This window comes from Dactylosporangium sp. NPDC049742, assembly GCF_040674675.1.
GTDB lineage: Bacteria > Actinomycetota > Actinomycetes > Mycobacteriales > Micromonosporaceae > Dactylosporangium > Dactylosporangium maewongense.
The window spans coordinates 30,508-44,373 of sequence record NZ_JBFANF010000086.1 but is presented as its reverse complement, the minus strand read 5'-3'; the positions used below and the strand labels follow the sequence as shown (position 1 = coordinate 44,373).

Here is a 13,866-nt window from a genome sequence, read left to right as displayed (position 1 = left end):
ACCGCCCCACCCTACCCCCGGGCGGCGGCGCCCCCCGCCCCCGCGCGGCCCCCGGGCCGGCCCGGGCCCCACCCGGGGGGGGCCGGGGGGACCCCCCCCCCCCCCCCCACGCCGTCACTGCCGCCCTACGGGCGGGGTGTGCCTATCGGCGACCCGCATACAGCTGCGTCACGTGCTCGGCGGTGAGCTCGTAACCGTACAGGCGGAAGTCGTCGATCAACCCGTCGAACCTCGGATCGCCCCAGCTGGTCCCGCCGATGTAGTTGGCGGTGGTGTTGCCGCCCACGCCGACGTTGCCGATGTTGATGGTGAAGTCGGTGCGGGTGGCCTTCAGGACGCCGTTGAAGTAGATCTTCCCGACCGACCCGTTCTGCGTGAACACGACGTGTGTCCACGCGTTGAGCGGCAGGTCGTTGCCGGCGCCGAGCAGGAGCCGTTCCTGGGTGGCCACGCCCGGTGCCTTGAACGTGGCACCGAACCCGGTGGTGTTGCCGTTGGTGGCGGACTGGAGCAGGAAGAACGTGTCCGTGCTGCTGCCGATCTGCACCAGCGGCACCCAGTTGGGCAGGGTGTCCGGCCGGGCCCAGAAGGACACGGTGAACTGCGTGTCCAGCCCGGCCTCGATGTTGTCGGGCAGCCGGACCTGGTTGCCCGAGGCCGCGTCGCCGCCCGGCAGGTTCACCGCGGGGCCGTACTTGCCGGACGCGCTCCACGACGTGGTGCCCGTCAGGGTCGCGGCGCCGATCGAGGACTTCGCCCCCGTGTTCGCGGCGGCGGTGCCCGTGTTCTCGTCGAAGGTGTACCGGACCGAGACACCTTCGTTGTACATCGCGGCCACGTCCGCCGAGGTCAGCGCGGACGTGTAGATCCGGACGTCGTCCATCAGGCCGTCGTACGCCGCGTCCCCGTAACCGTTGCGGCCCAGCCAGTTGTTGGTCGTCGGACCGATCTCGGTCATGCCGATGGTCAGGTCGGTACGGGTCGCGATCACCTGACCGTTGAGGTACAGCGTGCCGATCGAGCCCTGACGGGTGAAGGCCACGTGGTTCCACTGGCCGGCGACCACGTCCTGGGCCGGACTGGCGTAGACCCGCTCCTCGGGGCCGGTCTTCGCCTTGAAGGTGACCGCGAGCCCGGTGCTCCCGCTCGCCTGGGTCTGCATCTGGATCTGGTAGTAGCTGCCGGCGGAGCCGAGCCCGTCACCGATGTGGAACAGGCCGGTCCAGTTGCTCTTCGTGTCGGGGCGGACCCAGAACCCGGTGGAGAAGTTCGCCGCGCCCTGGAGCAGGTTGTCCGGCAGGTCGACCGCGTTCGCGGTGCTGGCACCGGGGAAGTTGATCGCCTTGCCGAGCACGCCGTTGGTGGACCAGCCGGTGGTCCCGGTCAGGACCGCGGCCCCCACCGAGCCGACGGAGCCGGTGTTGGCGGCCGTGGTGCCCGTGCCCTCCTCGAACTCGTACCGGATCGGGATTCCGGTGGCCGGCGGCGGCGGGTTGTCGCCAACGATCACCAGGTCGTCGATCATGAGACCGGCGCCGGTCCCCGCGGCCGCCTTCAGGGTGAGCACCTGCGAGGCGGTCGCGGCCGTGAAGGTGCCGACGTACGAGCCGTAGGCGGCCGTCGACGGCAGGGCGGTCGTGGCGGTGAGCGTGGCGTTGAGGTTGCCGATCGTCAGCGTTCCCGTCGCCGCGGCGGTCCCGGACGACCGGGCGTCGCGGGCGTAGCGCAGCGAGATCCGGTACGTGTTACCGGGGGTGAGGTCGCTGACGGCGCGGGTGACGTTGCCCGTGGTGCCCAGGCTGAGCTGGTACCCGGTGAAGCCGAGACCGCCCTGACCGGTGGCGTTGCCGCGCACCAGCTGGACCTGGCTCGCGACGTTCCACGGCGACATCCGGCTGTTGCCGGCGGCGACGTCGACGGTCGCGGGAGCGACGTTGGTGCGCCACTCGGCGGGCAGGCGCGGGTACTCGAACTGGTCGACGACCCGCGGGTTCAGCTGCGTCATGACCACCGCGGGGTCGATCTGCACGATCTTCCCGACCGACGGGGTGCCGGTGTTGTCCCAGACGAACAGCATGTACGACCCGGGCGGGGCGTAGTTGCCGTTGACCGGCGAGGTGATGTTCACCGTGCCGCCCGACTGGCTGAACGCCAGGTCCTGGAAGTTCTGATCGTTGTTGAACCCGTGCGTCACGGAACCGTTGCGGACCAGCGTGACCCGGGAGACCGTGCCGGTCGCGCCGATCTGGAAGTTGCCGTTGTAACCGATCTTCTGCGGCGCGGTGTTGATCACCGGGCGCGGGGCGAGCGCGTCGCCGTTGAACAGGTACCCCGGCGAGTAGTACTCCACGTCCGTGTAGTTGCGCGGGCCGGGAGCGCCGCCGCCGCCGACCATCACCCGGCCGTCGGGCAGGAGCAGGGCCGTGGAGTGGTAGAGCCGGGCGTGCTCGTGCGGGATGACGACCTCGGACCAGGTGTTGGTGGTCGGGTCCCAGATCTCGGGGTTGGTGACGTAACTGCCGTTGCCGTTGTTCTCCCGGCTACCACCGGTGATCAGCACCCGGCCGTCGGGCAGGAGCGTCGAGGTCAGCCAGTGCCGCTGGTACTTCATCGGCGGGATCGCCGTGACGACCGGGTTGGCGGTGCCGCCGGTGATGTCGACGGTGAAGCCGGCGCGGGCGCCGTCCGGGCCACCGCCGTTGCCCCACCAGCCGCCGCCGACCTGCATGATCTTGCCAGGGCGGTACATGACCGCGGTGGACGTGGCGCCGACCGGGTTGCCGTTGGCGCCCTGGTTGGAGATGTTGGTGGGCAGCGTGCCGCGCAGCGTGATCTGGCCGGTGCCGTTGTTGCCGGCCGGGTTCAGCTCGTACATCTGCGTACCGGTGATGTTGAACAGCGTGCCGGTCGTCGGTGCGACGAACGCCCGCGGGTACCACCAGCGGTTCTCGTCGGCACCGGCGTGGTCCGCGCCGCCGTCACCGTACGCGGCCGAGTTGGTGGCGCCGGTGAGCAGCTTCCAGCCCGTGCCCGACTCCGGGGTGTAGATCTCCGGGGTCTTGACGCCGGCCCCGCCGGGGCCGCCGGTGCGGCTGCCGCCCTGGACGACGACGGAGCCGTTCGGCATGGTGGTGCCGGTCGGGTACCACCGCGGGATGTTCAGCGGCGCCTCGGTCTGCAGGCCGTTGTTCGTCGAGTAGCTGGTGACGCCGATCGCGCCGTCGTTCGGGGCGTTGCCGCCCATGCCGTCGTCGCCGCCGACCGTCATGATCGAGTGGTCGTGCGGGCTCTGCACCTGCATGGAGCAGAACAGGTCGGTGTACGTGGTGTTGGGGATGATGCCGGCGCGGAGGTTCGCCAGCGTGCGTGGCGTGGCGGGGTTCCAGACGTCGACCTCCATCTGGCCGCCCTGGGTGACCCCGTCGTTGCCGGTCCAGTCGTACGGCGTGGTGTCGTTGGCCCAGCCGCCGACGCTGCCGAAGGACTGCACCCGGCCGTCGGAGGTCAGCGCCATGTTGATCGGGACCAGCGGCCACGGCGTGACGCCACTCCAGGCGCCGGCCGAGTCCTTCCGCGGCGGCGAGCAGTCCGCCGCGAGGAGCTTCGCGGCGTAGGCGAGGCCGTTCTTCATCTGGGCCCGCATGTACGCCTCGGAGTACGCGGTGCCCTCGTGCCCCATGGAGGTGTACCAGGACCGGCCGGAGTCGATCGTCTGGCACCAGGTGAGCGGGTGCTTGGAGCCCTGCCGGCCCATGCCGTAGGAGGCCTCGTCGGCCTCGACCAGGGTCCGCACGTTGGGCGCCGGGTTGACGACCCAGTCGTACCATTCGTCGCTGCGGGTGATGCTCGTCGTCACGCCCGCGACGAGCGGGTGCGTGGCGTCCGAGACGAACACCCGGCCGGGGCGCACGCCGGGGTTCTCCGGGTGTCCCTCGGAGGCGGCACCGACGAGGCGGGCGTAGAACGGGTTGACGTCGTGCTCGCTCTCACCGACCGACCAGCCGGTGTAGTGCATGCCCATGAACCCGCCGCCACCGCGGATGTAGGCCTCGAGCGCGGAGCGCTGGGCCGCGTTGAACAGCACGCCACCGGTCTGCGCGAAGACCACCGTGTCACGGATGGCGAGGTTCGCGGTCGTGAACGCCGCCGGGTCGTCGGTCTCCTGGATGTCCACCGGCTGGTTGTACTGGGTGCCGAGCTGGGTCGCCAGGTCACGCACGGCCTGCCGGGCCTCCACGTTGGAGGCGTGGAAGTTGGGCTTGTAGAACAACAGCACGCTGAGCCGGCCGTCGTCGGCGGGGGCCGCATGCGCCACGGCGGGAATCGCGACGGCGGCGGCCGATCCGGCGATCAGCGCCAGGGCGGCGGTCGCGGCGGCGGCCCGGCCGGACAAATACGTTGAGAGGCGGAAGTGAGCTGACCTGCGGGGCACTTTCATAAGAGATCCCTTGAGGTTCGGCGGACGTGGCGGCATGGCGGACACCAACCACGGAGAGCCTGAACGTAGGGCAACAAGAATACGTCGTCAAGAACTGCGTCTACGTACGTGAACCGAGTTTTTCAGAGATTCCCATATGCGAACCGTGTCCGGACGCGACGCAGGCCCCCGGAATCCGTTCCGGGAGCCTGCGTCGGCGTTGCCTATCGCAGCTCGGCGATGACGGTCTTGAGCTCCGTGTAGTCGTCGAGGCCGAACGACCCGAGCTCACGGCCCCAGCCCGACTGCTTGAAGCCGCCGCGCGGCAGGGTGACGTCGTCGGCGTGCCACGTGTTGAGCCACACCGTGCCGGCCCGCAGGCGGGCGCCGACCCGGTGCGCCGTGCCGATGTTCTGCGACCACACGCCCGCGGCGAGCCCGTACACCGTGTTGTTCGCGGCGGCGACCACCTCGTCCTCGGTGTCGAACGGAATAGCGGTCACGACGGGACCGAAGATCTCGTCGGTCTGCACGGCCATCTGCTCGTTCACGGAGGTGATGAGCGTCGGCTGGACGAAGTAGCCGCGGTCGCCGACCGCGTCGGCGCTTCCCGCGTTCAGCACGGCGCCCTCCTGCACCGCCCCGCGGATGTAGCCGAGCACCTTCTCGTGCTGCTCCCGGGAGACGAGCGGACCCATCTGCGACGCCGGGTCGAAGCCGTCGCCCACCTTGATCGCCGCCGCGGCGGCCGCCACCCCCTCGACGACCTGGTCGAAGACGCCGCGCTGCACGTACAGGCGCGAGCCGTTGACGCAGCACTGGCCCTCGTTGAAGTAGCCGCCCAGCACCGCACCGGCGACAGCGGCGTCGAGGTCGGCGTCGTTGAAGATGATGTTGGGCGCCTTGCCGCCGAGCTCGAGGGAGACCTTCTTCAGGTTGCCCGACGCCGCGGCGGCGATCTTCTTGCCGACCTCGGTGCTGCCGGTGAAGGCGACCTTGTCGACGCCGTGGTGGTCGACCAGCGCGGCCCCGGTGTCACCGAAACCGGGCACGACGTTCACGACGCCGGCGGGCACGCCCGCCTCGAGCAGGAGCTCGCCGAGGCGCAGCGCGGTCAGCGGGGTCTGCTCGGCCGGCTTGAGGATGACGGTGTTGCCCGCGGTGATCGCCGGGACGATCTTGAAGCAGGCCATGAGCAGGGGGAAGTTCCACGGCACGATGCCCGCGACGACGCCGACCGGCTCGCGGCGGGTGTAGGCGTGGAACTCCCGGCCCGGCACGGACATCGGGATGGACGTGCCTTCCATCTTGGTCGCCCAGCCCGCGAAGTACCGGAAGAGCTCGGCGGAGATGGCCACGTCACCGTCGCGGGCCGCCTCGACCCGCTTGCCGTTGTCGAGAGCCTCCAGCTGGGCGAACTCGTCGGCGTGGGCGTCGATGAGGTCGCCGATGCGCCACAGCAGGTGGGAGCGCTCGCGCGGGGTCATCCTCGACCACGGGGAGCGGTGCTCGAACGCCGTGCGGGCCGCCACGACCGCGCGGTCCACGTCGACGGCGGACCCGTACGCGACCTCTACCAGCACCTCCTCGGTCGACGGGTTGACGGTCTCGAACGTTCTGCCGTCCTTCGCGTCCACCCACTCGCCGCCGATGAGCAGCTGCTTCGGTGAGGACAGGAACGACCGGACGGCGGGCAGGAGCGCTGGGTTCTCGTGGGGCATGATGGCCTTCCGTAGGTGCCGGGATCGGCTATTTGATGATCGAGATCTTTGAATAGTCGAGGGTGAGCGCGACGGCGACGACGATGACGACGCCGTAGAGGATCTGCTCGTAGGCCGACGGCACGCCGACGATCGGCAGGCCGACGCGCAGCAGCGTCACGACGAGCGCGCCGGCGAGGCTGCGCCACACGCTGCCGTGGCCACCGGTGATCGCGGTGCCGCCGACGACGATCGCCGCGACCGCCGGCAGCAGCAGGTTGTCGGCCATGGTGGGGCCGCCGCTGTACTGGCGGGAGACCAGCATGACCGCGGCGAACCCGGCGCAGGCGCCGGAGACGCAGAACACGCCGATCTTGACGAGGTCGACGGGCGTGCCGGCGAGCCGCGCGGCCGACTCGGAGTAGCCGGTGGCGGAGATCCAGCTCTGCAGCGGGGTCACCTTGAGCAGCAGCGCGATCACGGCCACGACGACGATCGCCATCGCGGCCGACATCGGCACGTAGCCGGCGACGTACAGCTCGAGCCACTTGACCGTCGAGTCGTCCACGACCCGCACGGTGCCTGCGCCGGACACGACGAGGGCGACCGCGGACAGGATGCTCATCCCGCCGAGGGTGACGACGAACGACGGGATCCGCAGCAGCACGTGCGCCGCGCCCTGCACCGCACCGATCGCCGCCGCGACCAGGATGACCATCGGCGTGGCCAGGCCTCCGAGTTCCGGTAGCCACAGGGCCAGCAGGACCGTCGTCAGCGACGCGAGGGCCGCGATGGACAGGTCGATGCCGCCGCAGAGGACGACGAGGGTCGCCCCGGCGGCGAGCACGATGAGCGGCGCGGCGGTCCGCAACACCGCCGTCAGGCTCCGGGTGGTCAGGAAGTCGGGGTCGGCGATGGTCAGGGCGGCCACCAGCGCCACCAGGGCGATGAGCGGCATGAACCCGGTGATCCGCCTGGCCTGGCGGGGCGCCGCGGTGCCGGTCGCGGGTTCGGCGACCGGCTGCATGGCAGCAGAAGTGCTCATACCATCTCTTTCACGAGGTCGAGCGGGCTCGGCTTGCCGCCGCTCGGGCAGGCGACCTCGGCCGCGACCCGCCCGTCGTTCATGACGAGGATCCGGTCGGCCATGCCGATGGCCTCCTCGAGGCTGTCGGCCAGCAGCACCGTGGCGACACCGGTCGCGGCGAGCTCCCGCATCAGCCGGTACACCTCGGAGCGGGCGCCGATGTCCAGCCCTCGCGTCGGGTGGTCCAGCAGGAGCAGGCGGATGTCGCCGCCGACCAGCCACCGGGCCAGGACCACCTTCTGCTGGTTGCCGCCGGACAGCCGCTGGATGGCGGTGTCGCGGCCCGGCGTGCGGATGGACAGCCGCTCGATCCAGCGGTCCACCAGGCCGGCCTGCTTCTTCGGCGCCACGAACGGGCCGGCGCAGCGGGCCTGCTGCTTGGCCAGGGTCATGTTCTCGGCCACCGACATCGGGCCGACCATTCCCTCGATCTTGCGTTCGGCCGGCACGTAGCCGATGCCGGCGGCGCACGCGGCGCGGGTGCTGCGCAGGTCGATCTTCGTGCCGTCCATCCGGATCTCGCCCGCGGTCGTCGGCTCGGCGCCGAACAGCGCGCGGCAGACGTCCTCGCGACCCGATCCGTGGACCCCGACGATCGCCACGATCTCACCGACCCCGACGTCGAGGTCGACGTCGCGGAACGTCTTGCCCGACAGCCCGCGGACCGACAGCCGGGGCTGCTCGGCCGTGACCGGCGCGGCGGCGTTCTCGTGGTAGTGGTCGTCGGACCCGGTCGACCCGATCATCATCCGGTGCAGCTCGCGCGGGACGGCACCGGCCGTGGCGACCTCGCCGACCGACTGGCCGCCGCGCAGCACGGTGACGCGGTCGCACACGTCCAGCACCTCGTCGAGACGGTGCGAGACGAAGACGACCGAGGCGAACTCGCGCAGCCGGCGGATCTGCGCGAACAGGGTTTCGATCTCCTTGGACTCCAGCACCGAGGTCGGCTCGTCCAGGATGATGACCGGCGGGTGCTGGCTGCGCTCCTCGATGCGCAGCACCTTCGCGATCTCCACCATCTGCCGGTCGGCGAAGGAGAGCGTGTCGGTGCGGGCGAGCGGGTCGATGTGCGAGCCGATCTTGTCCAGCTGTTCCTGGGCGAGGCGGCGCATGACGTCCCAGCGGTAGACGCCGCGGCGGACCGCGCCGCCTTCGCTGCCGAGGAGGATGTTCTCCGCGGCGGTCAGGTTGGGCACCAGCGACTGCTCCTGGAACACCATCCCGATGCCGTGGTTGGCGGCGTCCACGACGCTGCGCAGCTTGACGGCCGCGCCGCGCACGTAGATCTCGCCGGCGTCCGGGGTGACGAGGCCTACGAGGGCCTTGAGCAGCGTGGACTTGCCCGCGCCGTTCTCCCCGGCCAGGCCGAGGACCTCGTGCTGGTTGACCACGAAGTCGACGCCGTCGAGCGCCTTCACGCCCGGGTAGTGCTTGACGAGGCCGCGCACCTCCAGCGCCGGCACAGTTGGGGTGCTCATTTCGTCACCTGGTTTCTGCGGCGCTGCGGGATGACGGCGGCGGCGACCGCGGTCACGACGATCAGGCCCTCGACGCCGCCCTGCCAGTACGGGCTGACGCCGACCTGCACGAGACCGTTGGTGAGCACCACGACGAGCAGGACACCCACGGCCGAGTGCAGGATGCCGCCGCGGCCGCCGGTGAGCAGGGTGCCGCCGACGACCGCGGCGGTGATGGCCGAGAAGTCGTACCCGTTGCCGGCCTGGACGAGGCCGGCGCCGAGCTGGCTGGTCACCATCACCCCGCCGAGGCCGTAGAAGGCCCCGGCGAGCGCGAAGACCGCCACCTTGTACGGCTTCACCCGGACACCGGAGAGCGCGAGCACCTCCTCGGCGCCGCCGATCGCGAAGGCGTACCGGCCGAGCCGGGTGTAGCGCTGGATGAGCCAGCCCACCAGGACGCACGCGGCGGCGATCCAGGTGAGGTAGGACAGGCCCAGGAAGCGCTCGATCGCCCAGCCCTTGAGCATGGCGTCGGAGATGTTGGGCTGGACGCCGGCGAACATGAGGGTCGCGACGCCGAGCCCGACGGCCGAGACCCCCAGCGTCGCCATGAACGACGGCACCTTCAGCAGTACCAGCGCCAGGCCGCTCAGGCAGCCGAACGCACAGCCCAGCACGACGGCGACCAGGATGCCGAACAGCCCGAAGTCGTTGTCGTTGCGATTGTTGGCCACCAGCAGTGACACGGTCAGGGCGGCGGCGCCCATGACGCCCGCTGAGGACAGGTCGATGGACCCCATCATCAGCACGAACGTGATACCGCAGGTGACGACCGCGAGCACCGCGGCGGCGTCCATGATGTTCTGGGCGTTGCCGATGCTGCGGAACTGCGGGCTCAGCGCGGCGAACACCAGCCAGATGACGACCAGCGCGACCGGTGGGCCAGCGTCTCGGAACGACGCGCCTCGCCGAGAGCTACGGCGAGGCGCTGTGACGACCTCGGCTGCCATGGTCACTTCAGGGGCCCGGCCACACGCTTGAAGACGTTGCCGCACTCGAAGTCCGACGGGTCCGTCTTCGGCGCGGCGAAGTCGGCGGCGTTGGCCTTCGTGATGAGGAACTGCTTGGCGAAGAACGCCCGGTTGTCGGCCGCGATGTCCTTGACGGCCAGTTTGCCGGTGGCCACGCAGTAGCCGATCGCCAGGCCGATGCCGCCCTGCCAGGCACCGTCGCTGGAGACCGTGGCGGTCATCGTCCCGCCCTGGACGGCCTTGACGGCGTCCGGGACGGCGTCGATGCCGACGACGGCCACCTTGCCGGAGAGGCCTGCCTGCTGGAGGGCCTCCAGGGCGCCGAGCGCCATGTCATCGTTGGCAGCCCAGATACCCTTGACCTTGTCGCCGTGCTTGGTGAGCAGGGTCTTGGTCACCGTGAGCGCCTCGGCGCGGGAGAAGTTGGCGGCCTGCTGGTCCAGCAGCTGGACGCCCGGGTTCTTCTTCAGCGACGCCTGGAGGCCGGCGAAGCGGTCCTTGGCGGCGGCGGTGTCCAGGATGCCCTGCAGCGCGATGATGCCGCCCGTGCCGCCGATCGCCGTGGCGAGCGCGTCGCCGATCTGCTGGCCGGACTCGACGCCGTCGTAGGTGATGTGGCTGACCCACGTCTTGTAGTCGGCCGGCTTCAGGTCGGCCGGCTTGTTCCACTGCGTGACGAGGTAGGCACCGACCTTGTCGGCACCCTTGACGATCGGCGCGGTGTCCGAGTCGCCGTTGGGCAGCACGTTCATGACCAGGCACTTGGTGTTACCGGCCAGCAGCTGGCTGATCTGCTCCTGCTGCTTGGTGGAGTCACCGCCGTACGTGAGCCGCTCCTGGGTGAGGCCGACCGACTTGGCGAAGGCGTCGCCGCCACCCAGCCACGCGGCCTCGTAGGGGTTGGACTCGTTACGGACCTGACCCACCAGCTTCACGTCGGCCGGCTTGCAGCCGCCCGCGTCGGCGGCCTTGTTGTCGCCGGCCGCCTCCTCGCTGCAGCCGGCCAGTACGGCGGCTGCCAGTGTCAGGGTCAATAACGCTGCGGCGGGACGAGGGGTGATCGTCATTGTTGATCCTCAATCTCTTCAGTGCCGGTGGGAGCCGGCGGGGTGGCACAACAGAGAGGAGTCGTCTGATCCTGCTGGTTTGGTGCGCTGAAGGCCAGGGTCAGCGGGCCATCCAGCCTCCGTCGACGACCAGGACGTGGCCGTTGACGTAGTCGGCGGCGGCGGAGCTCAGGAAGACGGCCGCGCCGGCGATGTCGGCTGCCTCTCCCCAGCGGCCGGCGGGGATGCGTTCGAGGATGGACCGGGAGCGGTCCGGGTCGGCACGCAGCGCGGTGGTGTTGTCGGTGGTCATGTAGCCGGGCGCGATGGCGTTGATCTGCACGCCGAGCCGCGCCCACTCGTTCGCCAGGGCCTTGGTGATGCCGGCGACGGCGTGCTTGCTGGCGGCGTACGACGCCACCCGGAGCCCGCCCTGGAAGGACAGCAGGCTGGCGACGTTGACGATCTTTCCGTGCCCACGCTCGGTCATCGGCCGCCCGAACGCCTGGCAGAGGAAGAACAGGCCGCTCAGGTTGGTGTCCACCACGCGGTCCCACGACTGCCGGCTCACGTCCACCGAGTCCTGGCGGTCGATGATGCCGGCGTTGTTGACCAGAATGTCCACCTGACGTCGGCCGTTGACCTCGGCCGCGACCCGGACGACCGCGTCGTGGTCGCTGACGTCGAGGTCGACGACCTCCACGTCCCGGCCGAGGCCGGCCACCTGCTCCCGGGTGGCCGACTGACTGCCCGGCCGGCCCAGCAGGACCAGGTCGGCGCCCGCCTGGGCGAGCCCGAGCGCGATCGCCTGCCCCAGGCCGCGACCGGCGCCGGTCACGACGGCGCAGCGGCCGGTCAGGTCGAACGGCGAGGTCACAGATCCTCCAGCGGCACCGGGGTCAGATCGGTGTAGTCGTTGTTCTCGCCGCCCATCGCCCAGATGAAGGCGTACGAGCCGGTGCCGACGCCCGAGTGGATCGACCACGGCGGCGAGATGACGGCCTCGCGGTCGCGCACGACGAGGTGGCGGGCGGCGCCGGGCTGGCCCATCAGGTGGAAGACCCGGTCCTTCTCGTCCAGGTCGACGTACATGTAGACCTCGGTGCGCCGGTCGTGCAGGTGCGGCGGGAACGTGTTCCACACCGAGCCGTCGGCGATGACGGTCACGCCGAACTGCAGCACCGAGGTCTGCAGCTCCTCGCCCCAGGCGTACTTGTAGAGGTTGCGCTCGCTCGCGCCCTGCGCCGTGCCCAGCTTGATCGGCTCGATCGCCGAGTGGCTCAGCAGGGCCGTCGGGTACGCCGCGTGCGCCGGGGCGGAGACGAAGTAGAACGCGGCTTCGGGGCCGGTGAAGACGACCTCGTTGCCGCGGCCGACGAACAGCCCGTCGAGGTGGCGGAGCTCGAACTTCTCGTTGTTGACCAGCACGTGACCGGACTGGCCGACGTTGACGATGCCGAGCTCGCGGCGCGCCAGGTGCGACGGCGTGCCGAGCACGTCCCAGGCCGGCAGCTCGAGCTGGCCGTCACCGGGAACCGCGCCGCCGACGACCAGCCGGTCGTCGTGGGTGTACACCCCGTGCACCTCGCCGGTACGGAACAGGCGCTCCACGAGGAAGTTCTTTCGCAACTCCGCAGTCGTTGCCGTCTCAACCGTGGACGGCGATGCGGAGTACCTCACTTCGATCAAAACTTTCTCCTCGTTTGTGAACCGCGTTCCGCTACGTGAACTGAGGCGACGATACCTATGGCTCCGATCACAGGTCAAGGGGCTGAAGTCTGTTCTTCTATGTGAACTGTGGTTTAGTGTTGGACGCCGGGCGCACACGCACCGTTGATGAGGAGGCCTCGGGTGGACACGGACAAAACGGCTGCAACCTCGCAGGTGAAGTCGGCTGCACGGGTCCTCGACGTCCTGGACGACATCGCCGCCCACGGCCCCGGCACCCAGCTGCAGCTGGCCACCCGTCTGGGCATCCCGAAGAGCAGCCTGCACGCGCTCCTGCGCACCATGTGCGCCCGCGGATGGCTGGACACCGACCAGACCGGCAGCGTCTACCGGCTCGGCGTGCACACACTCACGGTGAGCTCCGCGTACATCGACGGCGACCCGGTCCTGTCGCGCGCCAGTGCCGTGATGGACGAGATCGCGGCCGCCACCGAGGAGACCGTGCACCTGGGCCGCCTGGAAGGCGCCGAGGTCATCTACACCGCCAAGCGCGAGTCCAAGCATCCGTTGCGCATGTACTCGGCGGTCGGCCGGCGCCTTCCCGCCTACAGCACGGCCCTCGGCCGGGCGATGCTGGCCGAGATGCCCGAGGACGTCCGCGAGCCGCTCGTCCCCCATCAGATCAAGGCCATAACCACCCAGACGACCACGGACCGGGACGCCCTGCTGGCGATCATCGACAAGGCCGCCCAGGTCGGCTACGCGGAGGAGAGCGAGGAGTCCTGCCTGGGCGTGCGCTGCTTCGGTGTCGCGCTGCCCTTCTCCCGCCGGTCGGTCGACGCGCTGAGCATCGCGGTCCCGATCAGCCGGCTCAAGCACGGCCGGGAGGACTTCATCATCGAGACGCTGCTGAGCGTGAAGGCCCGCCTGTCGGCGATGCGCGACAACCGGCTGGTGCGCTGACGCACTCCCACACACGACGATGGGGCCGACCCGGCTGCGGGTCGGCCCCATCGCGTATGAGCAGCGGCCTCAGCGACCTCGGCGATCTCAGCGCTTCTCGAGCGCGGCGACCACGCCGGCGCGGGAGGCGTCCTCACTGGCCAGGACACCCCCGTTGGCCACGTCGTCCGCGGTGATCTCGGTGAACACCATGCGGACGTCCTGCAGACGGGCCCCGAGGATCTCGACGGCATTGTCGGCCACAGCGCGGGCGAAGGCCCGGCGCTGCTCCATGGATCGGCCCGCGAGCAGCTCGACGGTGATGTTCGGCATGGTGCCCCTCTCCTACCAGCTGTCCATCATATGGACTTGAGTTCACTAGTGTGAACGCACACTACCGTGCGGCCCGGATCACCACAATGCGATGCCCGCATCAGTTCACATACTTGACATCGGTTCTGCATGTTGGTCGAATCTCTGCAACCCACACTCGTCCTGAGGCGCGAGGATGC

At 70.0% G+C, this 13,866-nt stretch carries 10 protein-coding genes; 1 reads left to right on the top strand and 9 read right to left on the bottom strand.

Translation table 11 applies throughout. From position 1 onward, the window contains the following. Positions 1 to 142: 142 nt before the first annotated feature. From AB0J72_RS52950 to kduI, 8 genes are all read right to left on the bottom strand, one after another. Positions 143 to 4,438: a LamG-like jellyroll fold domain-containing protein gene (locus tag AB0J72_RS52950; protein WP_363414891.1), complete on the bottom strand. Its 4,296-nt coding sequence runs from the start codon at positions 4,436 to 4,438 to the stop codon at positions 143 to 145. Between the two features lie 203 nt (positions 4,439 to 4,641). Continuing rightward, positions 4,642 to 6,138, bottom strand: a complete 1,497-nt coding sequence (locus tag AB0J72_RS52945; protein WP_363414888.1) for an aldehyde dehydrogenase family protein — start codon at positions 6,136 to 6,138, stop codon at positions 4,642 to 4,644. 28 nt (positions 6,139 to 6,166) lie between these two features. Next, on the bottom strand, positions 6,167 to 7,162 hold the full coding sequence (locus AB0J72_RS52940; RefSeq protein WP_363414886.1) for an ABC transporter permease: 996 nt from the start codon (positions 7,160 to 7,162) through the stop codon (positions 6,167 to 6,169). Continuing rightward, on the bottom strand, positions 7,159 to 8,685 hold the full coding sequence (locus AB0J72_RS52935; RefSeq protein WP_363414883.1) for a sugar ABC transporter ATP-binding protein: 1,527 nt from the start codon (positions 8,683 to 8,685) through the stop codon (positions 7,159 to 7,161). Before AB0J72_RS52935 ends, AB0J72_RS52940 begins: the two co-directional genes overlap by 4 nt. Then, on the bottom strand, positions 8,682 to 9,578 hold the full coding sequence (locus tag AB0J72_RS52930; RefSeq protein WP_363414880.1) for an ABC transporter permease: 897 nt from the start codon (positions 9,576 to 9,578) through the stop codon (positions 8,682 to 8,684). Before AB0J72_RS52930 ends, AB0J72_RS52935 begins: the two co-directional genes overlap by 4 nt. A gap of 101 nt (positions 9,579 to 9,679) precedes the next feature. Next, the gene (locus AB0J72_RS52925) at positions 9,680 to 10,765 is read right to left on the bottom strand and encodes a sugar ABC transporter substrate-binding protein (RefSeq protein WP_363414877.1); all 1,086 of its coding nucleotides are present in this window, start codon (positions 10,763 to 10,765) and stop codon (positions 9,680 to 9,682) included. Between the two features lie 100 nt (positions 10,766 to 10,865). After that, a complete protein-coding gene (gene kduD, locus AB0J72_RS52920) occupies positions 10,866 to 11,621 on the bottom strand; it encodes a 2-dehydro-3-deoxy-D-gluconate 5-dehydrogenase KduD (RefSeq protein ID WP_363414874.1) in 756 nt (251 codons plus the stop codon). Beyond that, on the bottom strand, positions 11,618 to 12,424 hold the full coding sequence (gene kduI, locus AB0J72_RS52915) for a 5-dehydro-4-deoxy-D-glucuronate isomerase (RefSeq protein WP_344502340.1): 807 nt from the start codon (positions 12,422 to 12,424) through the stop codon (positions 11,618 to 11,620). The genes kduD and kduI overlap by 4 nt, the downstream gene beginning before the upstream one ends. 204 nt (positions 12,425 to 12,628) lie before the next feature. Here kduI and AB0J72_RS52910 point away from each other — a divergent pair, with 204 nt between their 5' ends. Then, on the top strand, positions 12,629 to 13,375 hold the full coding sequence (locus tag AB0J72_RS52910) for an IclR family transcriptional regulator (protein WP_363414872.1): 747 nt from the start codon (positions 12,629 to 12,631) through the stop codon (positions 13,373 to 13,375). 87 nt (positions 13,376 to 13,462) lie between these two features. On the opposite strand, the gene AB0J72_RS52905 is transcribed toward AB0J72_RS52910, so the two are convergent. Next, complete coding sequence (locus AB0J72_RS52905) at positions 13,463 to 13,687, bottom strand: tautomerase family protein (protein ID WP_344502098.1); 225 nt, start codon at positions 13,685 to 13,687, stop codon at positions 13,463 to 13,465. Between the last annotated feature and the right edge of the window lie 179 nt (positions 13,688 to 13,866).